We start from the raw sequence: 23,320 nt of genomic DNA, 5'->3' as shown, positions 1-23,320 counted from the left end.
GATGCATAGAGGGAGGTGTCATGCGTGGAGTTCGTGCTTGGGGAGCCTGGTCGAGCGTCCTGGCCCTGGCGGCCGCGGCCGGAGGCTGTGGAGGAGGTGGTGGTGGAGACACTGCCTCCATGAGCGTGCAAAGCATCAGCCCCGGCGAGGGCGCCTCCGGCGTGTCACCGGATGGAGGAACCGTCGTGATCGCGCTGCGCATCCACGGCTTCCAGAACCCCCGTGGCGATGCCTCACTGAGCTGCGGCAACGAGGTTTACGAGTCGACGGACCTGCCCGAATGGAAGGCCAGCCAGGAGCTCCTGGAATTCCGCATCGGCTATGACGCGCTCCCCGGCAATGCCACCTGCCAGGTTCGCGGCCAGGTCTCGGCGGTCAACGCAACGGGCCCCAACACGCTGAATTGGTCGACCTCGTTCACGACCGGGCCATCCGTCCCGCTGCACTACGGCCCGCTGCTGGTAGGCTTCCTCGGCAACCGTGGTTTCGTGCTGGACTACAAGGCCGGGAAGGCCCTGCAGCGGCAGGCGCCGCTCCCCGCGAGCCCCCCCGGCCAGCGCCCGCCGCCCTCCCCGTTCTGGCTCGGCACCGCGACCACGGCCAGCGGCCGCATCCCGGTGGCGGCCTATGGCCACAGCGCCTCCGGGCCTTTTCCCGTGCTCTACCGCTTCAGCCCGAGCAGCCTGATGCTTTCCGCGCCCAGCAGCGCGGACGCCATGCCACCTGACCATGAGTTCATCGGATCCCCGGGCAGCATGTACTTCGGCAACGGCTGGCACATCAGCCAGGGGGGTGTCGGCCCGGCCCCCACGCCCACGGCCAGGCTCTGGGCCGCCGACGATGCGGGAGGCTATTTCTATGTCGAGGCCGATTCCCTGGACACCCTGCGCCACCGCACCGCGGCCGGCGTGAGCACCGTGGTCCACCAGCAGTCTGGCGAGCAGTTCACCTCGCTACGCGTCTTCAGCCACTGAGGACGGCCCAGCGTCGCTCACGGAACGCTGGGCGCTCGATGGCGCGGGCCAGGGGCGCCTCACCGTCGCCGCTTACGCTCGCCTTCCCTTGCTGCGCCCCGCCGGCCTGGCTGGATGGCAGGCCCATTCCTTGACATTCCTCAATTCCACACGGGAGACGGAACCCGTATCCTGCTGCATCCCATGAGACGGCTACACAGGCCGCGCGTTTCCCGGAGGGCGTACAGGGAGTGCACACGATGGATAGCCTCAGGAGCTTGAGGATTGGCCCGCGTCTGGGCCTGGCCTTTGGTGTGGTGCTGGTCTTGATGCTGCTGCTGGGCATCCTGGGCTGGCAGAGCAGCCACCGCATGGGGGAGCATGCCCGCGTGCTCTACGAGCAGCGGACCCTGCCCATCCAGCAGATCGGCGCCATCGACGCGCTCATGCTGCGCAACCGCGTGCTGGTGATGGAGATGCTGCGGGACCCGCAGCCCACCAAGATTGACGCCCTGGACCAGCAGTTGCGCGCCAATGTGGCCGAGGTTACCGAGACCTGGAAACGCTACTCGCAGGGCGCGCTGGACCCCGAGGAGAAGGCGCTGGCCGAACGTTTCGCCGAGACCCGCGGCGCCTACGTCAAGCAGGGCCTGCTGGCGGCACGCGACCTGCTCAAGCAGGGCGACAGCGCCGGAGCCGAGCTGCTGTACACCCAGAAGATCCAGCCGCTGGGCGTGCAGGCCAAGGCCTCCATCGACCAGCTCATCGCCCTGCAGATCAAGTCCGCCCAGACCAGCTATGCGGAACTCGGACGCCTGGAGAGCCGCGTCAAGTTCTGGTCGGTGCTGCTGGCGACCGCCGCCACCTTGCTGACCCTGGTGGCGGCCTTGTCCTGCACGCGCTCTATCGTCCAGCCCTTGCATCAGGCCGTGCAGCTGGCGCGAAGGGTGGCTGACGGCGACCTGCGCGAGCACGTGCACAGCCGGGGCCGTGACGAGGCCCATGAGCTGCTGGAGGCGCTCAACACCATGTCGGCCAGCCTGTCCAACATGGTGCAGCGCGTGCGAGAGAGCAGCGACACCATCGCCACCGGCTCCACCGAGATCGCCACCGGCACGGCCGACCTCAGCCAGCGCACCGAGGAGCAGGCCAGCAATCTGCAACAGACGGCAGCCTCCATGGAGCAGCTGGCAGGCACTGTCACCAACAATGCAGAGACCGCCTCGCAGGCCGATCGCCTGGCCCGCGAGGCCTCATCGGCGGCCGGCCAGGGAGGGGCGCTCGTCGGTCAGGTGGTGAGCACCATGCAGGGCATTGCCGATTCCTCGCGCCGCATCGCCGACATCATTTCGGTGATAGACGGCATCGCCTTCCAAACCAACATCCTGGCCCTCAATGCAGCTGTCGAGGCGGCGCGGGCCGGTGAACAGGGCCGCGGCTTTGCAGTCGTGGCCGGGGAGGTCCGGGCGCTGGCCCAGCGCTCGGCCCAGGCCGCCCGGGAGATCAAGAGCCTCATCAGCCAAAGCGTCGAGCAGGTCGACCACGGCAACCGCCTGGTGGAGCAGGCCGGGCAGTCCATGAGCAACATCGTCTCCCAGGTGCAGCGGGTGAGCGAGCTGATCGGAGAGATCGCCTCGGCCAGCCAGGAACAGTCCCGCGGCATTGCCCAGGTGGGGTCGGCCGTGACACAGCTGGATCAGGTCACGCAGCAGAACGCAGCCCTGGTGGAGCAGAGCACTGCCGCCGCAGAAAGCCTGCAGCACCAGGCCACGCGCCTGGCGGAAATGGTCAGCGCCTTCCGGACCAGCCACTGAATGCCAACCGCTGAGGGCCAACTTAGGCAAGACCTGACCCCGCTGCCGCGCGCCTTGCCTCAGAGCTGAAATCGCTGCACGTGCTCGACCAGGCGGAACGACTGCCGCGACAGGCTTTCGGCAGCCGCGGCGCTCTGCTCCACCAGGGCCGCGTTCTGCTGGGTCATGCCATCCAACTGGGCCACCGCGCCATTGATCTGACGGATGCCTTGCGACTGCTCGCTGTTGGCGTGGCTCAGGCTGTCGATCAGGTCTCGCAGACGCTGCATCTGAGCCACCAGCTCGCCCATGGTCTGGCCGGCCTCACCGACCAGGGCATTGCCGCTCTCCACCCGCGCCATGCTGTCCTGGATCAAGAGCGCGATCTCCTTGGCCGCGGCGGCGCTGCGCTGCGCCAGGGCACGCACCTCGCCAGCGACGACGGCAAAGCCGCGGCCCTGTTCGCCGGCCCGTGCCGCCTCGACAGCCGCATTGAGGGCCAGGATGTTGGTCTGGAAGGCGATGCTGTCGATGACGCCGATGATCTCGCCGATGCGCACGCTGGCCTCGTGGATGCCCTGCATGGTCTGCACCACGCGCTGCACCGTGCCGCCGCCGCGTTCGGCCACCTGATGCACCCCGCGCGCCATGCTGGCGGCTTGCCCGGCGGTCTCGGCGTTGTCACGCATGGTGCTGCTGAGCTGCTCCAGCGCCGAGGCCGTGCGCTCGAGGTTGGAGGCCTGGCTCTCTGTCCGGTGGCTGAGGTCGCTGTTGCCGCTGGCGATCTCGCCGATGCCCTGGGCCATGTCATTGACGCTGGCCCGCACATGACTGACCAGGGAAGACAGGTTCTGGTTCATCTGACTCAGCGCCTGCAGCAGTTGCACCGTCTCCCGGGGGCCTTCGAGCTGGATGCGAGAGGAGAGGATGCCCTGGGCCACCGCCTCGGCCACGCTGACCGCCTTGCGTATGGGCTCGCAGATGCGCTGCCCCATCAGACGCCCAAAGAGCAGCAGCGCCACCATGGCCAGCGCCGTCAGCAAGGCCTGGCCGCCTATCAGGCCTTGCCCGGTGGCATCGAACTCGGCCACCGAGGTCTCGGCGAAGCGGTTGGCCGCCTGCACCGTCACATCCACGCCGGCCCGGTGCTCCAGGTAGTGCGCGTGGGCGCGCGCCAGTGCGGCCTTGCGCTGATCGGCATCCACGTCCGGCGGCAAGGCCAGCAGCTGCCGGGCACTGCCGAAGAATCGCTCGGCGGCCTGGTGCTGCGCGCCCATCAGCTGCACCTCCAGTCCGTGCGGTGGATGTGCCTTCCAATGGGCGATGCGGGCGTCGTACTCCTGACGCAGCCGGCCCAGCTCGGCCATCGCCTGCTCGCGGCTCAGCAGGCCTTCCTGTGCCTGCGAAAGCACCAGGCGCAACTCGATGAGATACAGGGGCGGAGGAAGGATGTCGGCGGCGACGTCCTTGGCATCGAAGGTCTGGCGAGCGATGGCCTCGCTGTGCCGCACGCCCCAGAGCGAGGCGCCCAGCAGGATGCCCATGGTCAGCAGGGCCGACACGCTCAGCGCGGTCAGCATGCGCGTGATGGTGTTCAGCATGAGAAGCCCCCTTCCTTGGGTCCAAGGACTCGGCGTGGCTCCCTGCCAGTTGCCATGCGGGCGGGCGCTGCGGCACCGCCTCGTGGCATCCATCGATATCTGTCGGTTTCAGTCTGTCGTCTGCCTGTCGTCTGCCTGTCGTCTGCCTGTCGTCTGCCTATTGGCTGCCTGCAGGCCCCCGCCGTCAAGCCCCGGATCGTCCCTGGCGGTAACGGGCATGACTCAGGGGCTGGCCGTCAGGACACCCCCCTCGCCGGCGTCGCCCGGACCCGCCACCGGGATCCACACGCTGAAGCAGCTGCCCTCGCCCGGGCGAGAGTCCACCTCGATACGGCCGCCATGCTTCTTCACGATGGAGAAGGACAGCGAGAGGCCCAGCCCGGTGCCCCGGCCCACGGGCTTGGTCGTGAAAAAGGGCTCGAAGATGCGCCGCTGGGTGGCCTCGCTCATGCCGGAGCCGGTGTCCTGCACGCTGACGCACACCCAGTCGCCCTCCTGGCGCGTGGACAGCGTGATGACACCACGCCCCGTGATGGCATGGGCGGCATTCACGATCAGGTTCATGAACACCTGGTTCAGCTGGGCGGCGCGGCAGCGCACCGTGGGCAGCGGCTGGTAGCGTTTGACGATTTCCGCCTTGTACTTGACCTCGTTCATCACCACATTGAGCGTGGAGTCCAGCCCGGCGTTCAGGTCCGCGTCCTGCCAGTCGGATTGATCCACGCGAGAGAAGTCCTTGAGATCCTGGACGATCTTCTTCACACGCGTCAGGCCCTCGTCGCTCTCATCCAGGAGCTGAGGCAGATCCTCCTTGAGGAACTCCATGTCCAGCTCGGCACGCTGTCCTTCGATCGCCTGACGCAAGCCCTGCGGCAGCTGGCTGCGGTCGACCTGCTCGTAGTTGTCGAGGAGCTTGAACATGCTCTCGACATAGCGGCGCAGCGTCCCGAGGTTGGAACCGACAAAGCCAATGGGATTGTTGATCTCGTGCGCGACGCCCGCGGCCAACTGGCCGATGGACGCCATCTTCTCGGACTGCAGCAGCTGGTTCTGCGCCTCTTCCAGCCGGGCGTTGGTTTCCTTCATGCGCTCGAAGTTCTGCTGCAGCTCGGCCTGCACGCGGCGGACCTCGGTGCGGTCCTGCAGCAGCCACCAGGTGCCGGACTCGGGGTTCTGCCGGTCCGCCACATAGGCAATCATCTGGACCCAGATGCGGTTGCCGCGCAGCGTGCACATTTCCATCTCGTGCAGCAGAGACTCCCCGCGCGACAGCACAGGATAGGCCACAGCGCCGAGTGCGGCGTAGGACGCCTTGTCCGTGAAGAGCTCGACGCTCTCATGTGCCAGGGGGCTCTCTTCGCCGAACTCGAACATCTCGGCGAACTTCTTGTTGGCACGCGTGATGCGCTGCCGCGAAGTGGTGATGATGCCTACCGACGCGTTCTCCAGAAAGGCCTCGAGCTCATGGTGCATGCCCAGCAGCTCGGCCGTCCGTTCCGCCACCAGATCTTCCAGTTCCTGGCGATGGCGGCGGACTTCTTCCTCGGCCTGGCGGCGGGCCGTGACATCCTGCAGGGTCTCGATGGCGCCAATCACCCGGCCCTGCGCATCCGTCAGCGGGGCGGCGGTCAGGTACAGCCAACGCCCGCGTTCGCCCATCTGCGGAAAGAACCGCTCCGTCTCGTAGGCGCCCGGGATCAGGGGCGAAGGCTGGCAACGCTCGCCCTCGGCGGTCTGCGCCGACTCGGACACGGTCCCGTCAATGATGAGATCGGCCAGCAGGGGGCGCGGCCATTTGTAGAAGGCCTGCCAAGGCTCCCTGTCTCCCATCAGGAGGTCCACCATCTCTATGCCGGTGAGCTTGGTGCACGCGGCATTCCATTGCGTGACCCGATGCTCGGCGTTCAAGACAAAGGTGGCCACGGGACTGTTCTCGATGATCTGATGCAAGACCCGGCCCACGTCCAGCAGGCTGCTCTGCACGTGACGCGCGTCGCTCAGGTCCTGGCAGGTCATGACCGCCAGTGCGCGCTCGTCCAGCCGGACCTGGCGGGCGTTGAGCTCCAGGTAGCGGACGGCACCGCTCGCCGTGACGGCTTCCGCCTCCGCGGCCGGAAGCTCCCCAACCTCGCTGAGGCAGCGCTGGCCATAGGCGAACAGCGCCGCCCGGGCCGGCTCCGTGGCCCAGGCATCAAAGCGCATGGCCTGCAGTGCCGCAAGATCAAAGCCCAGCAGGCGCTGCATGCTGGCATTGGCGTACAGAACATTCGCACCTGCATGCACCAGTGTGGGCGTGCTCACCGCCTCCAGCGCCGCGACGAACAGTGGCGGCAGCGGCTCACTCACAGCTGGACCTCACCGGGATCCTCCAGCAGGAAGGATCCGTCCGGTCCCCAGTTCACCTTGGTCAGGCCGGGCTCCAGCCGTTCCAGACGGCGCAATTCGACTTCCTGGGCGCTGAGCTTCCCCTGCTGGACACGGACCAGATCCGCCAGGCGCCGGTTCTCGATGTCGAGCTCGCGGATGCGCAGGATCTGGCTGAGCCCGCACAGCAGCTCATGGTCGTTCCAGGGCTTGGCGATGAAGCGCATGATGCCGGCCTCGTTGATCGCGGCCATCAGGCCGTTCAGGTCGGCGTAGCCGGAAAGGACGACCCGCGCGCAATCCGGCTGCAGCTCGCGCAGGGCCTTGAGGAACTCCACCCCCGTCATCTGCGGCATCCGGTAGTCCGAGATCACCAGGGCGAAGGACACCTCCCGCGCCCGCCGCAAGGCCTCGGCCGGATCGGTGAAGGCTTCCAGTGCGTAGGGCCGCAGCTGTGCATCCTGGAGCCCCAGGCGCAGCAGCCGCTGCAAGGCCCGCAGGATGTGGGGTTCATCATCCACAAGGAGAATCTTTTCAACCATGATGCCCCTTCCTAGATGGCTTGCTGCGCTCTGTGCCCGGCGGACGCATCGCCCACAGGCGTTGCCGGCGAGGGCAGGTCCAGGCGCACATGGAGCTGCAGCTTGACGCCCTCGCGCCGCGCGTATTCCCGCACCTGCTTGACCACTCTTGCATCGAAGACATAGCCGCGGGCCAGGAGCAAGGCCCCCTGCGGGCTGGTCAGGTCCCGGGAGAGCACCATGCCCTCGACGAGATCCTGGGCCAGGATCAGGCGGTCCTGGGGCCCTTGCTCAGCCAGGCTCTGCAGCGCAACGCCCAATGCTTCGACGACAGCCTTGGCATAACGGACATCGGCCCCGCCCTTCACCATCGACAAGGCCTCGTCCGCGCTGTAGCGGCGCTCGGCCAGACGCCCGCTCTGCAGCCCGTGGTAGTCCACCGCGGCGGCCAGGACCTGCGCCGGCAAAGGCAGCTGATCGCCCGAGAGCCCATCAGGGAAGCCCTTGCCATCCAGGCGCTCATGCTGGGCACGCACCAGGCGCGCCGCCCGATGCAACTGGGCCAGCGGCATCAGTGCGGCCTCCGCATTGAGTGGATGGCGCCGGAAGAGCTGCAGCTCCTCGCCACGCATCAGCGACATGGGCTTTCGCAGCAGCGCGTCCGGAAAGCCCAGCTTGCCCACCTCATGCAGCAGGCCGGCGATGTGCAGGTCCTGCTCGGCCAAGGGGGCCAGCCCGAGCTGGTGAGCCGTCGCCTTGGCCAGGGCCGCGACCTGCCGCGAGTAGCCAGCCATGCTGCCGTCGCGCAGTTCCATCAGGCCAGCGAACACATGGATGGACAGCAGGAAGTTGCTCTGCAGCTCGGCATAGGCCTGCTCCAGCATGCCGTTGATCTGCTCGATCTCCTGGGTGCGGGCCTTGACGCGCGCTTCCAGGCTGGCGTTCAGGGCCTGCAGCTCCAGGTTCTGTGCCTGCGTCAGGGCCTGCAGACGCTGGTTCTCCTGCTCCAGGCGGCGGCGGCGCAGGCCGTCCTCGACGACCATGAGCATGTTCTGGTCGTCCCAGGGCTTGGCGATATAGCGGTGGATCTCGCCTCGGTTGATCGCGGCGATGGTGGAGCTGACGTCCGCATAACCCGTCAGCAGGATACGGATCACCTCGGGCCAGCGCAGCCGGACCTGCTCAAGGAATTGCGCGCCGTCCATCTCGGGCATGCGCATGTCGGAGACCACCAGGTCGACCGGCTCGCGGGCCAGCGCATCCAGGCCCGCCTGCCCGCCCTCGGCCAGCAGGACCTTGTAGCCCTTGGGCCTGAGCAGGCGCCTCAGCGAGCTGAGGATGGCCGGCTCGTCATCGACACACAGGACGACGACCGACGCCGCTGGGGCGGCGTTCGCAAGCGTCTCGGGGCGCTCGGCGGGAAGTTCGCTCATCGATGACATGGCAGACCCATCATCTGGCCTGTGCCTGCACCGGGCCTTCCTCGTCCGGCACATCAGGCTGTTCGATGGGCAGTATCACGCGAAAGCGCGTGCCGGCCCCCAGTTGGCTGTCAACAAGGATCTGACCATGGTGCTTTTTCACGATGCCGTAGGACAGCGACAGCCCCAGCCCCGTGCCCTGGCCAATGGGCTTGGTCGTGAAGAAGGGATCGAAGATCTTGTGGAGGTTCTCGGGGGAGATGCCTGAGCCGTTGTCGGCGATCTCCACCCAGACCTGCGTCTCGTCACTGCCGCTGGTGATGGTGATGCAGCCCCTCTCGCCGCTGATGGCATGCGAGGCATTGACCAGCAGGTTCATGAAGACCTGGTTCAGTTCCGAGGGCAGGCACAGGATCTCGGGGATCTCGCCGTAGTTCTTGACGACCCTGGCCTTGTACTTGATCTCGTTGTTGACGATGTTGAGCGTTGATTCCAGGCCCTGATGCAGGTCCGCCAGCGCCCATTCCTGGTGGTTGTCCACACGGGAAAAGTCCTTGAGGTCCTGCACGATCTTGCGCACGCGGCTGATGCCCTCCTTGGACTCGGCCATGAGGGTCGGGATGTCTTCCTTGAGATAGTCCAGCTCGACCTTGGTCCGCAAGGCAGCCAGCGCGGCACCGACCTCAGTGCCGGCCAGCAGGGGCTCGGCCGCCTCATAGGCCGCAAGCATCTCGAACAGGTCCGCCAGGTAGCGCTCCAGGGTGCCGAAGTTCGAGAAGATGTAGCCAATCGGGTTGTTGATCTCATGGGCGACGCCCGCGGCCAGTTGCCCGATGGAGGCCAGCTTCTCCGCCTGCACCAGCTTCTCCTGCGCCTCACTGAGCCGCTCATTGAGCTGCTTCAGCGCCTGCTTGCTGTGCAGCAGGGCCTGCGCCTCCGGCGCTCCGACCTGGATTGGGTCTTGACCGTTCATGATGTCCCCTCGCCTGGAAAGAAGGCCTGGCACAAGGCAGCGTGCTCCGACTCCACGCCGGCAAAGAGGTTGAACCACTGCGGCTCCGCCATGTCCAGGCGCCGCCAGCTGTGCAGAGCCAGAGGTGGGACGGACTCGTCGACCGCGCCTTCCAGGCCCAAGCCATGCGCCACGCAGTCAGCCACATGCACCAGGTCCGCCAAGGGCGCGCTGCCGTCCTCCGGTGGCTGGTGATGCAGGGCCACGCTGTCGACGAGCGCGGGGGCCAGCAGCCACTGCTCGGCCAGCATGCCCCCGATGACCACATGATCCAGGCCCAGGAAGGACTGCTCGGCATCGAAAAGGCAGGCACCGGTGTCCGCGCGCCAGCGCAGCATCTTTGCGTAGTCGTCCGGGGCCACGCAGGCCAGGACCACACGGCCCAGGTCATGCAGCAGGCCACCGCCAAAGGCCAGCCCCCCATCCTCCCCTCGCGCCCGCGCCAGGGCCTCGGCACACAGAGCACAGGCCAGGGAATGTCGCCAATAGGCGCCCAGATCAAAGCAGGGGCACCGGCCCAGGTCAAAGCCTCGCGCCAGGCCCGCCGCCAGAGCCAGGTTCCGTACCGAGCGCCAGCCGATGATGGACACGGCGTCCGGTATCAGCGTCACGCGCCGGGCCAGACCATAGAACGGCGAATTCGCCAGGCGCAGGACCTTGGCGACGATGCCCTGGTCCAGCGAGATCGTCTTGGTGAGCTGCTCGATGCTCAGGCCTTCGTCGGCCAGCGAGCTCAGCAGCGTCATGGCCACCGCATTGGGCGTGGGCAGGTCCCGGATCCGCCGGACCATCTCGGCTGCATCGGCTGCAGTCATGGTTATGCGCCCTCCTCCGGCCGGCTCCTGAAGCGCTGCAGAAGGAAGTACAGGGGGCTGACCCTCTCGTCCTTCAAGGCATGGCGGAACAGGTGGTCCAGCCGGCGCTGGTTCTCGGGCCTGGCGTCTTCGGCGTCTTCGGCGCCCTTGGGCCTGGCCAGATCGCCCGTGTCAGGGTGACGGCTCATATGCACTCCCTTTCGTCCACAACCGGCATCAGCACCAGCAGGCGGCCACGCTGCATTGCCTGGACACCCCCGGGAGCCCACAGCGAGCGGCACACGGCCCTGTAGCCATGCCCGTCGATGTGGACCATCGCGCTGGCATCGTCGGGCCCGCTCCACAGGGTCTGCAAGCCCTCGGGCAGCACCTCATCCAGGAAGCGACCGACGGGCGCCGGCTGCCGCCTGAACAGATGTTCCGAAGCTTCATTGGCATAGCTGATCATGCCGCTCTGGTCCGCCCCGATGATGGGCAGTGGCACGCTCTCCAGCAGCTCGCGCATCACCTGCAGGCTGGTCTCCTCCCGGCTGATGCGCTCGTGCTGCGACTGCAGGAGCTGCTGGAGTCGACGGTTCACCTGCGCCAGCTCCTGGTTCGCCTCCGTCACGGCCGAGTCCAGGCGCTTGTTCTCGTCCGCCAGCTCCTTGCTCCGGAAAGCCTCCTGCACATGCGCCCTCAGTCGCTCATCATCCCAGGGCTTGGTGAGGAACTTGTAGATGGCGCCCTCGTTGATCGCATCCGTGATGGACTGCAGTTCCGTGTAGCCGGAGAGCACCATGCGCACGGTGTCCGGGTACAGCTCCTTGGCGCGCCGCAGGAACTCGACCCCCGTCATGCCGGGCATGCGCTGGTCAGAGATGATCACATCGACCTCATGCTCGGCCAGGCACTGCAGCCCTTCGCTGCCGCTGTTGGCCGTGAGGATCTGGTAGCCGTCGCGGCGCAGCAGGCGCCGCAAGGCCGCGACGATGTTCTCCTCATCGTCCACCAGCAGCAGCGTGCGCCTGCGCTCCGTGGCGAACAGGTGCCTGGGCAGTTGCTGCTCAGAGCGCAGCATGGCTTCGAAGGCATCGGCCTCCACGCCCTTGCTGAAGAAGAAGCCCTGCATCTGGTCGCACTTGTTGGCCATCAGCATGGCCAGCTGGCCCTCGGTCTCCACCCCTTCGGCAAGCACCGTCAGCTGAAGGTTGTGCGCCATGTTGATGACGGCCCGAGTCATGGAAACATCGTGCTCCGCGGCTTCAACGTCATGGACGATGCTGCGATCGATCTTGACGATATCCACGGGCAGGCGGCGCAGGTAGCCTAGGTTCGAGTAGCCGGTGCCGAAGTCGTCCAGCGAAATCTCCACGCCCAGCGCCTTGATGGCGTGCAATGCACGCAGGATGTGCTGGCTCTCCTCGATGAAGAGGCTCTCGGTGATCTCTATGCCGAGCCAACGCGGGTCCATGCCCGTCTCGCGCAGGATGTTCTGCACCCGCCACGCGATGTCCGGCAGCTGCAACTGGCGCGCCGACAGATTGACAGCCAGGCGGATCGGCCGCAAGCCCGCCTTCTGCCACGTCACGGCCTGCAGACACGCTTGGCGAAGCACCCACTCGCCCAGCTCGACGATCAGCCCGCAGGCCTCCGCCACGGCGATGAACTCCACCGGCGCCACGTCGCCCCGTGCCGGATCCGTCCATCGCGCCAGCACCTCGGCGCCCACGATGCGCCCCTGCCTCAGCTCCAGCTGAGGCTGGAAGTGCAGGTGCAGCCCGTTCTGCTCCAGGGCCCGGCGCAGGGCCGTCTCCGTCTCCAGGCGCCGGAAGGAGCGCGCATGTGCGGCGGGGTCATAGCGGCAGACCAGGCCGTCGCTGTCGCGCGCCTGCCCCAGCGCCGCCTGGGCCTGGTGCAGCAGGCGGGGGGCCTCATCGCTGTCCAGCGGCGCCTGGCTGAACCCCAGCGAGCAGCTCAGGGAGAACTCGACATCCCCCAGTTGCACGGGCTCGTTGAGCACCTGCAGCAGGGCCCGGCAATCTTCCAGCAAAGCCTGCGGATCGACACCCGCGGGAACAGGCCGCAAGCAGGCGTACTCGCCCTGGCCCAAGTGCGCCAGCACGATCGCTGTCTTGCCGGCTGCGTCCTCCAGGCGGCGCGCCACCAGCTGCAGCAGCCGGTCACCACCGTCGTAGCCCAGTGAGTCCATCACCAGGCCCAGCTGCTGCACCTGCATCACCATCAGGACCAGACCGGCCTCGCCGACCCGCAGCTGGCCCAGGCGCTGCTGCAGGCGCTCCAGCAAGGCCTTGCGATTGAAGAGACCGGTGACGGGGCAGCTCTTGTCCAGCCACTCAATGCGCTGCTCGGCGTCCCGGCGCTCGGTGACGTCCTGGAGGATGGTCAGCGCACGCCGCGGCCAGCCCTTGTCGTCCAGGTCAATGACCGCCCTGTGCAGCACGGTCCGCAAGCTGCCGTCCGAGCGCAGGATCCGGTGCTCGAACTCGCACGGCTGCTGAGGCGCAACGTGCTGACTGTTGCGCTGCACGTTGTCCCGCTCACCGCGCGGCACCCGCAGGTACAGCCAGTCCGGGTCGACAGGGTCCGTGCGTTCCGGTTCGCCGAACAGATGGAACATGCCGCTGGTCCAGCGGACCTGATCGCTCATCAGGTCCGTCTCAGCGCAGCCTATCTTCGCGAGCTCCTCGGCATGCCCCAGCAGCCTGGCGCGGCGGTGCATCTCATGGGTGCGCGCCAGGTAGTCGAGCACGATCAGCCTGCCGAGCTGGACCAGGCCGACCAGAAAGAGCGCCAGGAGCAGGATCTGCCCTGTCTGTGCGCTGCGCAGGGCGCTGCGCTGGCGATCCAGCTCCCGGTCCAGCTGGTAGGTAGCGACTTCCATCCAGGCGACCAGGGCCGACTGCGCCTGCCCGATGCTCTCGCCCGAGGGCTGCACCTGAAGCTGCGCCAGGCGCTCTTCGAGTCCTCGCAAGGGTGGGGCCAGCGTCAGCGCCAACTCGGCGTTTGCCTGGAACACCTTGCCCATCATCTGGTGGAGCTTCCGGGCGCTGCCATTGTCCGCCCAGGCGCCGTGGATCGAGGCCTCCTGCAGCCGACCGGCAATCTCGGTCCCCTGGACGAAGCAGGCGGCCATCAGGTAGTAGGTGTCCGTCCGGGAATCCAGGACGAGCTCGTACTCATCGATCACCTGCTCCATCAACTGCTGCAACTGCGCTCTCAGCTGCGCGCTCACTTGCCTCGTCGGTTCCGCGGACGCCGGCTGGGCCGCTGCCGCCTGCAGGCGGCGCACCAGCAAGCCGGCCACATCGGTGGCCTGGCGCAGCTCGGTAGAAGCGCCCTCCGCTGCGAACCGGGTCCGCAGTGCGTCCAGGCGATCCTGGAGCCGCCTGGCGTCCGATGCCTGCCACGGCGCCTCCGCGCCTGGCCTGCCGGCCATCAGATGCCCCAGGGCTTCGTGGCTCTGCTGGATGACGCTGGCATGAGCCACGCCCAGGCGCTCCCGGTCTATCGTCCGGATCAGCGACTGACTCAGCTTCAGCTGCTGCCACACAGGAACGCCGATGGCGGCCATGCACAGCAAGGCCGCCAGCAGCAGCTTCTGCTTGAGTCCCAGGCCACGGATGAGCCCCCGGGCTCTAACAGCCGGTATCGAGCCCCATCCGGACGTGAATGCGTTGGTCGTATCCATCTACAGCTCAGCCGAACGCCGCGCCTGTACAAGGGCATGCTGACAAGGCGGCCATCTCGCTTGGGCAGTGGATCTTTGCGCCCCATCTGCCCTGCACACTCGGCCCGAGGGCCTCCCTCGGCAGGCCCTGCTTCCCGGCACGCTAGCACCGGGAGCAGCTTCCCGCCGGCAGGCCGCCCCATCGGGATCGGACACTGCCATCACAGTTGACGCCCGCGAGCCGCGCACTGTCAAGCCGCCTTGCCAATTGTTATGTGCAGTCTGCTGCATGCGCCCCTCCCGAGGTCCGCGGCGAGGGATACGCCCGCACCCACCCTGCAGCCGCGTGGGGACGACTGGCGAATCAGCGAACTTCGGCGTAAAAAGAGGGCCTGGGCAGATCCCCCATGCCCGCCGCCTCCGGGAGGTTCCCATGCTCTGGACATCCACGCTGCTGCCGCCAGAGGTCCAGGCGGGCCTGTCAGCCTCCGAATGGCCGGCCATGCCCGAGCCCCCGGCCCTGCTGCCCTCGCCATCGCCCCTGGACGCCGAGGCCGTGCTGCTGATCGACGTCCGCTCCTACGCAGAGTTCATGGCCGGTCATGTGGCCGGGGCCCGCAGTCTGCCCTTGCCGCGCCTGGCAGATGACATCGTCCACCTGGCGCCCGACCCCGACCAACCGATTGCCCTGTACTGCGCCAGCGGCCACCGCGCCGAGCAGGCATTGGGCCTCCTGCAGCGCCTGGGCTACCAGGCGGCCTGCAACGCCGGCACGCCCGTGCTGCTGGCGCGTCGGCTGGGGCGGGCGCTGGAGTCCGGTCTCTGATCCCCCGACAGGAGGTCAACGTGATGCTGTGGGTTTCTCAACTGCACTGGCCCGAACCCATGATGGATACCGGCGCCGAAACGCCCCCCGAGCCCTCGCCCGCGAGGACCGAGCCGCCCATGGATTGGCCCGCTGATGCCCTGCGCATCGACGTACGCTCCTATGCCGAGTTCATGGCTGGCCATCTGCCCGGCGCGCACAGCATGCCCCTGCCACGCCTGGCCGCGGTGATGGCCTTGCAGCACTGGCCTATGGAAACGCCCTTGCTGGTCTACTGCGCCACCGGCGCCCGCGCCGAACTGGCCGTGGCCGAACTCCGTCACCTGGGCTGGACACGGGCTTACTATGGCGGCGGCGCGCTGGAATTGTCCGGGCGCCTGCACGAGCCGCTGCTGCGCGGCATGTAGTCCCAGGCCATGCAGGATCCGCGCGTCAACGCCTACATCGAGAAGTCAGCGCCCTTCGCCCAGCCCCTGCTGCGCTTCTGGCGCGAATTGGTCCATGCCCAGTGCCCCGGCGTTGAAGAGAGCATCAAATGGGGCTTCCCGCATTTCATGTGGGGCGGCCGCATCCTCACCAGCATGGCAGCCTTCAAGGCACATGCCAGCATCGGCTTCTGGCAAGGCGAGGCAGTCACCGGCACCCGCGAGCGCCGGGAAGGCATGGGCGAGCTGGGCAAGCTCACCCAGCGCTCGGACCTGCCGCCCGAGGCCGAGCTCACGGCCATGCTGAAGAAGGCGCAGGGACTGATCGATCAGGGCGTCAAGCCGCAGCGCCAGGTCCGCCAGGCCCCCAAGCCGGTCCCGGACCTGCCACCAGCCTTTGCCCAGGCTCTCAACGCGCAGCCGGCCGCCCAGGCCTTCTTCGAGAGCCTGCCACCGGGCCATCGCCGCGAGTACATCGACTGGATCGCCGAGGCCAAGCGGGAGGACACGCGCCAGAAGCGCATCGCCCAGGCTGTCGAGTGGCTGGGCGAGGGCAAGCGCCGGAACTGGAAGTACGAGAACTGCTGAAGGCCCCCGCTCAGGGCACCACGGCCAGGAACAGGAAGACCGCAAACAGCACCAGGTGCACGGCGCCCTGCAGCACCGTGGCGCGGCCGCTGCCCAGCGTCAGTGCCCCGACCAGCAGGCTCAACACCAGCAGCACGATGCCCGTGGGCGGCAGGCCCAGCACCAGCGGGTTCGGCAGGAACAACGAGAGTACCGCCACCGCCGGAATCGTCAGCCCGATGCTGGCCAGGCCGGACCCCAGGGCCAGGTTGAGGCTGGTCTGCAGGCGGTTACGCGCGGCGGCGTGCACCGCGGCCAGGGTCTCGGGCAGCAGCACCAGCAGGGCCACCATCACACCCACCAGCGAAGGCGGAGCCCCCAGGCTCTGCACCAGGGACTCCATGGGTGGCGCCAGGCGCTTTGCCAGGCCCACCACGCCCACAAGACAGACCATCAGCAGGCCCAAGGCCATCCAGGCCACGACCGTGCTGGGTAGCTGGGCGTGATCGGCGCTGTCGCCGTCCTCGTTCGACACGGGCAGGAAGTAGTCGCGATGCCGCCAGGCCTGCACAAAGACGAAGGCGCCATACAGCACCAGGGACACCACGCCGGCAAACATCAGCTGCGGCCGGGCGAAGGTCGGCCCCGGGGAACTCGTGGTGAAGCTGGGCAGCACCAGGGTCAACGTGGCCAGAGAGGCCAGCACCGCCAGCGCGGGGCTGGTACCGTCCACGCGGAAGGCCAGCACGCGGTGCTTGAGCCCGCCTACCAGGATGCACAGGCCCAGCACGCCATTGCAGACGATCATGATGGCCGAGAACACCGTGTCCCGCGCCAGCGAGCTGGCGCCCTCGCCCCCGGCCAGCATGAGCGACACGATCAGGGCCACCTCGATCACCGTGACGGCCACCGCGAGCACGAGGGAGCCGAAGGGCTCCCCCACGCGATGCGCCACCACCTCGGCATGGTGCACGGCCGCCAGCACTGCCGCGCCCAGACACAGCCCGACAAGCGACAGCACCCAGCCCTGTGCGCCTGGCCAGGCCAGGGCCAGCAAGGCGGCAAGCGGCGCCATCAGGGACCACAGGGGCAGGGCTGCAGGCAGGCGGGAGATCAGGATGCGCATGGCAAGACCCTAGCACAGGCTCGGTGCAGGCCCATGCCCAAAGTCACTGCGGGACTTCCTGCTGCCGAAAGTCCGCAGACATCGCTATGGTGCGCTCTCCAACATGGGAGAGACAGCCATGCGTTCTGGAGCGAGATGGGGGAGCCGCGGCGGCATGCGCGCCGTGCTGCTGGCCGGACTGGCCAGCGCGGCGCTGGGCTTGGCGCCCGCGGGCGCGCAGGTGCCCAGGGCCCAGGACCGCCCCTACCCCGGCCTGATGCAGGTCAGCGTGGACGCCACCGACCTGGACCACCGCGTCTTCCTGGTGCGCCAGCGCCTGCCGGTGCAGCCCGGCCGGCTGACGCTGCTGCACCCGCGCTACCTGCCCGGCGCCCATGGCCCTTACGGCGAGCCGGACCGCGTCGCCGGGCTGCAGATCCGGACGGAGGGTCAGCTCTTGCCTTGGGTGCGCGACACCATCGACCCCAGCGCCTTCCATGTCGAGATTCCCAAGGGCACCGGATACATCGACATCCAGCACCAGTTCCTCAGCGCCCTGAGCCGCGACAGCGGACGGGTGGTGATGACGCGCGAGATGCTCAACCTGCAGTGGATCAGCATGGTGCTGTACCCGGCCGGCCATCAGGTCGATCGCATCCAGGTGCAGGCCGACGTGCGCCTGCCCAGCGGCTGGCAGCAGGCCAGCGCCCTGCGTGTGCAGGACGGCAAGGCGGGCGATGCCGAGACCCTGCGCTTCGCCCCCGTCAGCCTCGAGACGCTGATGGACTCGCCGCTCTTCGCAGGCCGGCACCTGCGTCGCATCGAGCTGGACCCGCCTGGCCAGGCGCGGCCCGTGGTGCTGAACATCGTCGCCGACACGCCCGAGGAGCTGCAGGCCAGCGAGGCGCAGATCGAGGCCCATCGCCGTCTGGTGCAGCAGGCGGACAGGCTCTTTGCCTCGCGGCACTTCGAGCACTACGACTTCCTGCTGGCCATCTCCGAGCGCCTGGGCGGCATCGGTCTGGAACATCACCAAAGCAGCGAGAACGGCGTTCGGCCGGGCTATTTCAAGGACTGGGCCCGGCGACCGGGCGCCCGCAGCCTGCTGCCCCATGAGTACGTCCATTCATGGAACGGCAAGTTCCGCCGCCCGGCCGACCTCTGGACGCCCGACTACAACGTGCCCATGCAGGACAGCCTGCTGTGGCTCTACGAAGGCCAGACCGACTACTGGGGCCGTGTGCTGGCCGTACGCTCCGGCCTGGTCAGCCCTGAGCAGATGCGCGACACCCTGGCCGAGACCGTGGCCATGCTCAGCCACCGCGCAGGCCGCGTCTGGCGCAATCTGCAGGACACCACCAACGAGGGCGCCATGGCCCGCTCGCGCAGCGAGTCGGACTGGAGCAACTGGCAGCGAGGCGCGGACTATTACGCCGAGTCCGTGCTCATCTGGCTGGATGCCGACACCCTGATCCGCGAGAAAAGCGGCGGCCAGCGCAGCCTGGACGATTTCGCCCGCCATTTCTTCGGCATGCAGGACGGCCGCATACGCCCGCTGGGCTATCGCTTCGGGGACATCGTGGCAGCGCTCAACGAGGTCCTGACCCATGACTGGACCCGCTTTCTGCGCGAGCGCCTGGACAGCCACGGTCCTGGCGCGCCACTGGACGGCCTGGCGCGCGCCGGCTGGCGCCTGGACTGGGCCGAACAGCCCAGCGAGTTCCAGCGCCACCAGGCCGAGGACGGCGAGTGGCGTACCGACGACTTCAGCTATTCCCTGGGCCTGGTGCTCAAGCGCGACGGCAAGGTCGAGCGCGTGCTGTGGGACAGCCCGGCCTTTCGCGAGGGCATGAGCCGGGCGCTGACGCTGGTCGCTGTCAATGGCGTGGCCTACAAGGGTGAACGCCTGGCCGCCGCCATCACGGCCAACAAGAGCGGGCAGGTCCCGCTGGACCTGCTGGTGCGGGAGGGTGAGCAGTACCGCCACCTGCGCATCGACTATCGCCAGGGCCTGCGCTACCCGCGCCTGGTCCGCAGCACCGGCAGCACCGAGCGTCTGGACGCGGCCATCCTGCAGGCCCGGTGACCTTTGCCTGCGGGGCTGGCGGGGCGCCAATAATGCGGGACCCTCATGATTCCCGGAGAAGGAGCCCTTCATGCCTGCGCCGTTCGCCCTGCCCCGAGTTCTGGCACGCCCTCGGGCGCGCCCCCTGCTGGTGAGCGCCGGCCTGGCCCTGGGCCTGCTCTGCACCAGTGCCAGCATGGCCCGGCCGGACGCCATCGGCGAGGTCGACACCGTGTTCAAGCTGATTGGCCCGGACCACAAGATCGTGGTTGACGCCCATGACGACCCGCGCGTCGAAGGCGTGACCTGCTACGTCTCCCGCGCCAAGACCGGCGGCATCAAGGGCGCGCTGGGCCTGGCCGAGGACAAGAGCGAGGCCTCCATTGCCTGCCGCCAGACCGGGCCCATCCGCTTCGCCAAGCCCCTGCCGCAGCAGGAAGAGGTGTTCCATGAGCGCATTTCCCTGGTCTTCAAGCGCCTGCGCATCGTGCGCATGGTCGACACCAAGCGCAACACCCTGGTCTACCTGACCTACTCGGACCGCCTCATCGAGGGCTCGCCCCAGAACAGCGTGACCGCGGTGCCGGTGGACCGGGGCACGCCCATCCCCGTCAAGTGAGCCGCCCGCTCAGGTCCAACAACCCAGGTGCACGCTGACGGGGCGCGGCACGGGCACATGCAGTCCGGTCGGACTCAAGCCCATGCCGGGCTCGATCCGCAGCACGGCCAGTTGGTCGCTGTGTTCATTGCAGACGTAGAGGAAGCGCCCCGCCGGGTCCAGCGTGGCGCTGCGCGGGTAGGAACCGCGGGTCCAGACGTGATCGAGCACGCGGGGCATGCCGGCAGGATCGAGGGCGATGAGGCTCACCGCATCGAACAGGCGGTTGAGTGCGTAGAGATGGCAGCCATCGGGCGCCAGCAGCAGGTCGGAGGCATAGCTGGTGCCGGCGAATCCGGCGGGTAGCACGCTGATCTCATCCAGCAGGCGCAGCCGGCCGGTGTCCGGGTCGAAATGCAGGGTGGCCAGGGTCGAGGACTCCTCGCACAGCACATGCAGGCGGTCCGCCCGGCCCGGCGCGAAGAGGAAATGCCGCGGCCCCGAGCCTGGCGTCAGGGCCAGGCCCTCCAGCGGCTGCAACTGGAGATGCTCCTTGCGCCGCCAGACCTGCAGGCGATCCAGGCCCAGATCGGTGGCCAGCACGTGGCGGCCATCGGGGCTGGCCCGCACCATGTGCAGGTGCGAGGCTTCGTGGCCGCTGCAGGCCAGGCTGCCGGGCGGCGCATTCAGCGGCTGTCGCGGGCCGGGCTGCCAGCGCCCCTGGGGATCGCTGGGCCAGACGCTGCACGGCCCTGCGGGCAGGCCGACCTCGTCCAGGCCCCACAGGCTCAGGGCGGCGCCCTCGTAGTGCGCCAGCAGCAGGGTTCGATCCAGCAACGTCAGATGCACGGGGCTGTCCGCACCGCTGCCTTGCTGGTGCAGGCACAGGGTGCGTTCCACGCCAGGGCGGTACACGGCCAGCGCACCTTGGGCGCGGCCGGCGAAATCGCGCAGCTCGTGGACGGCATAGAGCAGGCCGCTCGCAGCATCCGCCAGCAGCCAACTGGCCCTGGGCAGTGCCGGGGTGGCCGGCTCAGGCTGCAGGGCGCCGGAGGCCTCGTGCTGGCGAAAGCGCCAGAGCATGGCGTTCTCGGCATCGGCACTGCCCACATGGGCCAGCACCGTCCGTGGAAGGCGGGATGAAGACATGGGGGACGCTCTCGCATCAGGCCGGCCGCAGCAGCGGCACAGCCCCTCAACTGGTACGGGATTGGACTGATCCATTGTGAACCGAACCCGCAACCCAGTGCCCCTAGAACTTGGGGGACCGATCGCCCAGTTCCGCTCGACAGGCGTACAAGCCCGGCTGATGCAGTCCCGTGACGTGCGAGGCCTGCTCAAGCAAGGAGTGATCCCATGAAACACAAGGCATTGCGCAGCTGGGCCATCCTGCCCGCGTTGCTGCTGGGCCTGGCCGGTGCCGCAAACGCAGCGCTGGTCGGCAGCACCAGCCTGGTCAGCTTCAACGCCGCCAGCGCGGGTCTGGGCAGCCAGACCCTGGTCGATTTTGAAGCCGCGCCGCCTGGCGGCTTCAGCGTCAGCGGCAGCACCGCCGTGGGACTGGCGCCCAGCGTGCGCAACCAGGCCGGCCTGTGGAACCCCTCGGGCACGCATTTCCTGGGTGTGGACGATGCCGGCAACCTGGACCAGTTCAGCTCCGGCGACACCATGACCTTCACCTTCAGCAGCGCCCTGCGCGCCTTCGGCCTCTACGTGGTGGCGGGCGGTGACGTGATCGAGGGCGACCTGACCCTGTCGATCGGCAGCACAGTGCTCAGCAACGGTCCGCAAAGCGGCGCGATGACGGACGGCTTTGGCAGCTACGCCTACTTCATGGGCTTCGTGGCCGGCGACGCGGGCGACGCCTTCAACAGCATCACGCTGAAGAGCAAGGGCGACTTCTTCTTCGTCTTCGACGTGGACGACCTGCGCTTCACGCCCGCCGGCAAGGCCAGCGACGTGCCCGAACCCCAGGCCCTGTCCCTGGCCCTGCTGGCCGCTTGCGCCGCGGGCGTTGCCAGCCGCCGCAAGGCCGCCCGGCGCTAAAGCCAGCGTCCCGGCAAGACCTGACCCCATTCAAGCCTTTCCAGGCTTTCACACCAAATCCAAGGAGCAAGACACATGAACACCCTCCGCATCCGCAGCGCCCTGCTGGGCCTCGTCGCCACCCTGGGCCTGGCCCAGCAAGCCCAGGCCCAGGCCGAGCCCTTCATCGGCCAGGTCATGTGCGCCGGCTTCAACTTCGCGCCGCGCGGCTGGGCAGCGATGAATGGCCAGCTGCTGCCCATCGCCACCAACACGGCGCTGTTCTCCCTGCTGGGCACGACCTACGGTGGCGATGGCCGCGTTACCTTCGGCCTGCCCGACATGCGCGGCCGCGTGATGATCCACACCGGCATGGGCCCGGGCCTGACCTACCGCAACCTGGGCGAGCAGGGCGGCACCGAGAACCAGACCCTCAGCGCCGCGCAGATGCCCCCGCACAGCCACACCGTGGCCCCTGCCGCCAGCAGCGATGACGCCAACAGCATCTCCCCCACCGGCAAGGCCCCTGCCACCAAGGCCCGCACCACGCTGTACGCCAATGCCACCCCGGGCAACACCATGGCCCCCACGCAAAGCAGCGTGGCCGGCGGCGGCCAGCCTTTCAACAACATGCAGCCCTTCGTCACGATGAACTGTTTCATCGCCACCGAAGGCATCTTCCCCTCGCGCCCCTGAGCGAGCGGGCCCGGCAGCACAAAGGCCAGCCCGCGGGCTGGCCTTCTTCATGGCGCAGTCGCCCCTGCTCAGGGGCCCAGCACCCAGACCACCGCCGAGCGCGCCGGCACGCTGAACTGACCGGTGCTGCCCTCGTAGCGGGCCTCGGCCGCGATGCGCGCGTCCGCCGCCCCGCCGCCCCGCCGGCCAGGTGCACCGGGTGCAGGCGGTAGCCCTTGCCCTGCAGCGCCGGGATGCTGAGGCTGCGCGCCTGCTTGTCGGTATTGAAGATGTAGACCAGCTCCTGGAAGCCTGCGCCCGCCAGGCCGCGGCCGTCCAGCTGACCCACGATCAGCGCCTCCTGCTGGCCGACGCTCAGGGCGGCATCGGCCACGCGGATGTTCCGGTCGCGGCCGTCCTCGTCGCCCTCTCGCGGCGGCAGGCCGTGGATGATGAACTCCACCGACTTGCGCGAGGCATCGCCCTGCGGATTGAGCACGGGGAGTTCGAACACGCCCTCGCTCCTGCCGGCGCTGTAGCCCGGCATCTGGGCCAGGGGCACGGGCGCGCCCCAGTTGCCCAGGTTCAGGCCAGCCAGGCGCGACACGTCAAGGCCGCTGCCGTCCCACAGGTGCAGGCCCCAGGCCGCGTAGTTGGCGTCATAGCGCTTGTGGTTCACGCGGACGAGCGCCACTGGTGACGCCATCGAGCCGCTTGTAGTGCACCGCGAGTGTGGTGGGGCTGTCCGTGCTGCCGCCCACCAGGGCCAGGGTGAGTGGCAGCAGGCCGGCCCGCAGCCAGCCACGGCCGCGTGACCGCTCGATCGCATTCATGGTGTCTCGCTCAGTTGCTGGCGCGGTCATGGCCGCGACCTTCTGGTATGG

At 68.2% G+C, this 23,320-nt stretch carries 21 protein-coding genes; 9 read left to right on the top strand and 12 right to left on the bottom strand.

Annotated features, from left to right (window positions below; genetic code table 11):
* Positions 1 to 119: 119 nt before the first annotated feature.
* Positions 120 to 974 carry a hypothetical protein gene (locus tag ACS5PK_RS11590; RefSeq protein ID WP_439440396.1) on the top strand — a complete coding sequence of 285 codons (855 nt, stop codon included), beginning with the start codon at positions 120 to 122 and terminating at the stop codon, positions 972 to 974.
* 257 nt (positions 975 to 1,231) lie between these two features.
* Complete coding sequence (locus ACS5PK_RS11585) at positions 1,232 to 2,767, top strand: methyl-accepting chemotaxis protein (protein ID WP_439440395.1); 1,536 nt, start codon at positions 1,232 to 1,234, stop codon at positions 2,765 to 2,767.
* Between the two features lie 59 nt (positions 2,768 to 2,826).
* Here ACS5PK_RS11585 and ACS5PK_RS11580 read toward each other — a convergent pair whose 3' ends face one another.
* The 8 genes from ACS5PK_RS11580 to ACS5PK_RS11545 all read right to left on the bottom strand — a co-directional run bounded on the left by ACS5PK_RS11580 (position 2,827) and on the right by ACS5PK_RS11545 (position 14,171).
* A complete protein-coding gene (locus ACS5PK_RS11580) occupies positions 2,827 to 4,347 on the bottom strand; it encodes a methyl-accepting chemotaxis protein (protein WP_439440394.1) in 1,521 nt (506 codons plus the stop codon).
* A 222-nt stretch (positions 4,348 to 4,569) separates the two neighbouring features.
* A complete protein-coding gene (locus tag ACS5PK_RS11575; protein ID WP_439440393.1) occupies positions 4,570 to 6,693 on the bottom strand; it encodes an ATP-binding protein in 2,124 nt (707 codons plus the stop codon).
* The gene (locus tag ACS5PK_RS11570; protein ID WP_439440392.1) at positions 6,690 to 7,253 is read right to left on the bottom strand and encodes a response regulator; all 564 of its coding nucleotides are present in this window, start codon (positions 7,251 to 7,253) and stop codon (positions 6,690 to 6,692) included. The genes ACS5PK_RS11575 and ACS5PK_RS11570 overlap by 4 nt, the downstream gene beginning before the upstream one ends.
* An 11-nt stretch (positions 7,254 to 7,264) precedes the next feature.
* Entirely contained in the window at positions 7,265 to 8,665 is a 1,401-nt protein-coding gene (locus ACS5PK_RS11565; protein ID WP_439440391.1) for an HD domain-containing phosphohydrolase, read from the bottom strand.
* 19 nt (positions 8,666 to 8,684) lie between these two features.
* Positions 8,685 to 9,626 (bottom strand): ATP-binding protein, encoded by a 942-nt coding sequence (locus ACS5PK_RS11560; RefSeq protein WP_439440390.1) that lies wholly within the window; start codon positions 9,624 to 9,626, stop codon positions 8,685 to 8,687.
* The gene (locus ACS5PK_RS11555; RefSeq protein ID WP_439440389.1) at positions 9,623 to 10,480 is read right to left on the bottom strand and encodes an HDOD domain-containing protein; all 858 of its coding nucleotides are present in this window, start codon (positions 10,478 to 10,480) and stop codon (positions 9,623 to 9,625) included. Before ACS5PK_RS11555 ends, ACS5PK_RS11560 begins: the two co-directional genes overlap by 4 nt.
* Positions 10,481 to 10,482: 2 nt before the next feature.
* Positions 10,483 to 10,668 carry a hypothetical protein gene (locus ACS5PK_RS11550; RefSeq protein ID WP_439440388.1) on the bottom strand — a complete coding sequence of 62 codons (186 nt, stop codon included), beginning with the start codon at positions 10,666 to 10,668 and terminating at the stop codon, positions 10,483 to 10,485.
* Entirely contained in the window at positions 10,665 to 14,171 is a 3,507-nt protein-coding gene (locus ACS5PK_RS11545; protein WP_439440387.1) for an EAL domain-containing protein, read from the bottom strand. Before ACS5PK_RS11545 ends, ACS5PK_RS11550 begins: the two co-directional genes overlap by 4 nt.
* 412 nt (positions 14,172 to 14,583) lie before the next feature.
* Between ACS5PK_RS11545 and ACS5PK_RS11540 the strand changes: the two genes are divergently transcribed.
* Genes ACS5PK_RS11540 through ACS5PK_RS11530 form a run of 3 tightly spaced genes read left to right on the top strand, consistent with a single transcriptional unit; the run spans position 14,584 to position 15,989 of the window.
* A complete protein-coding gene (locus ACS5PK_RS11540; protein WP_439440386.1) occupies positions 14,584 to 14,976 on the top strand; it encodes a rhodanese-like domain-containing protein in 393 nt (130 codons plus the stop codon).
* Between the two features lie 23 nt (positions 14,977 to 14,999).
* Positions 15,000 to 15,383: a rhodanese-like domain-containing protein gene (locus tag ACS5PK_RS11535; protein WP_439440385.1), complete on the top strand. Its 384-nt coding sequence runs from the start codon at positions 15,000 to 15,002 to the stop codon at positions 15,381 to 15,383.
* A gap of 9 nt (positions 15,384 to 15,392) precedes the next feature.
* Positions 15,393 to 15,989, top strand: coding sequence for a YdeI/OmpD-associated family protein (locus ACS5PK_RS11530; protein ID WP_439440384.1), 597 nt, complete (start codon positions 15,393 to 15,395; stop codon positions 15,987 to 15,989).
* Positions 15,990 to 15,999: 10 nt separating this feature from the next.
* Here the strand turns inward: ACS5PK_RS11530 and ACS5PK_RS11525 are convergent, their stop codons facing one another.
* Positions 16,000 to 17,094, bottom strand: coding sequence for a calcium:proton antiporter (locus ACS5PK_RS11525; RefSeq protein WP_439440383.1), 1,095 nt, complete (start codon positions 17,092 to 17,094; stop codon positions 16,000 to 16,002).
* 154 nt (positions 17,095 to 17,248) lie between these two features.
* Here ACS5PK_RS11525 and ACS5PK_RS11520 point away from each other — a divergent pair, with 154 nt between their 5' ends.
* Entirely contained in the window at positions 17,249 to 19,159 is a 1,911-nt protein-coding gene (locus tag ACS5PK_RS11520) for a M61 family metallopeptidase (protein ID WP_439440382.1), read from the top strand.
* 70 nt (positions 19,160 to 19,229) lie between these two features.
* Positions 19,230 to 19,757 (top strand): CreA family protein, encoded by a 528-nt coding sequence (locus ACS5PK_RS11515; protein WP_439440381.1) that lies wholly within the window; start codon positions 19,230 to 19,232, stop codon positions 19,755 to 19,757.
* Between the two features lie 9 nt (positions 19,758 to 19,766).
* On the opposite strand, the gene ACS5PK_RS11510 is transcribed toward ACS5PK_RS11515, so the two are convergent.
* Positions 19,767 to 20,885 (bottom strand): lactonase family protein, encoded by a 1,119-nt coding sequence (locus ACS5PK_RS11510; RefSeq protein ID WP_439440380.1) that lies wholly within the window; start codon positions 20,883 to 20,885, stop codon positions 19,767 to 19,769.
* A gap of 207 nt (positions 20,886 to 21,092) precedes the next feature.
* Between ACS5PK_RS11510 and ACS5PK_RS11505 the strand changes: the two genes are divergently transcribed.
* Together ACS5PK_RS11505 and ACS5PK_RS11500 are read left to right on the top strand one after the other, a co-directional pair.
* On the top strand, positions 21,093 to 21,782 hold the full coding sequence (locus ACS5PK_RS11505; protein WP_439440379.1) for a PEP-CTERM sorting domain-containing protein: 690 nt from the start codon (positions 21,093 to 21,095) through the stop codon (positions 21,780 to 21,782).
* 75 nt (positions 21,783 to 21,857) lie between these two features.
* A complete protein-coding gene (locus tag ACS5PK_RS11500; RefSeq protein ID WP_439440378.1) occupies positions 21,858 to 22,457 on the top strand; it encodes a phage tail protein in 600 nt (199 codons plus the stop codon).
* On the opposite strand, the gene ACS5PK_RS11495 is transcribed toward ACS5PK_RS11500, so the two are convergent.
* Positions 22,420 to 23,115 (bottom strand): hypothetical protein, encoded by a 696-nt coding sequence (locus ACS5PK_RS11495; protein ID WP_439440377.1) that lies wholly within the window; start codon positions 23,113 to 23,115, stop codon positions 22,420 to 22,422. The two genes, ACS5PK_RS11500 and ACS5PK_RS11495, sit on opposite strands and share 38 nt — an antisense overlap.
* A complete protein-coding gene (locus ACS5PK_RS11490; protein WP_439440376.1) occupies positions 23,096 to 23,299 on the bottom strand; it encodes a hypothetical protein in 204 nt (67 codons plus the stop codon). Before ACS5PK_RS11490 ends, ACS5PK_RS11495 begins: the two co-directional genes overlap by 20 nt.
* Positions 23,300 to 23,320: the final 21 nt, after the last annotated feature.

The sequence above is a fragment of the Roseateles sp. DB2 genome (assembly GCF_051857535.1).
GTDB lineage: Bacteria > Pseudomonadota > Gammaproteobacteria > Burkholderiales > Burkholderiaceae_C > Roseateles_B.
This window is presented reverse-complemented; position numbering and strand designations above follow the sequence as displayed.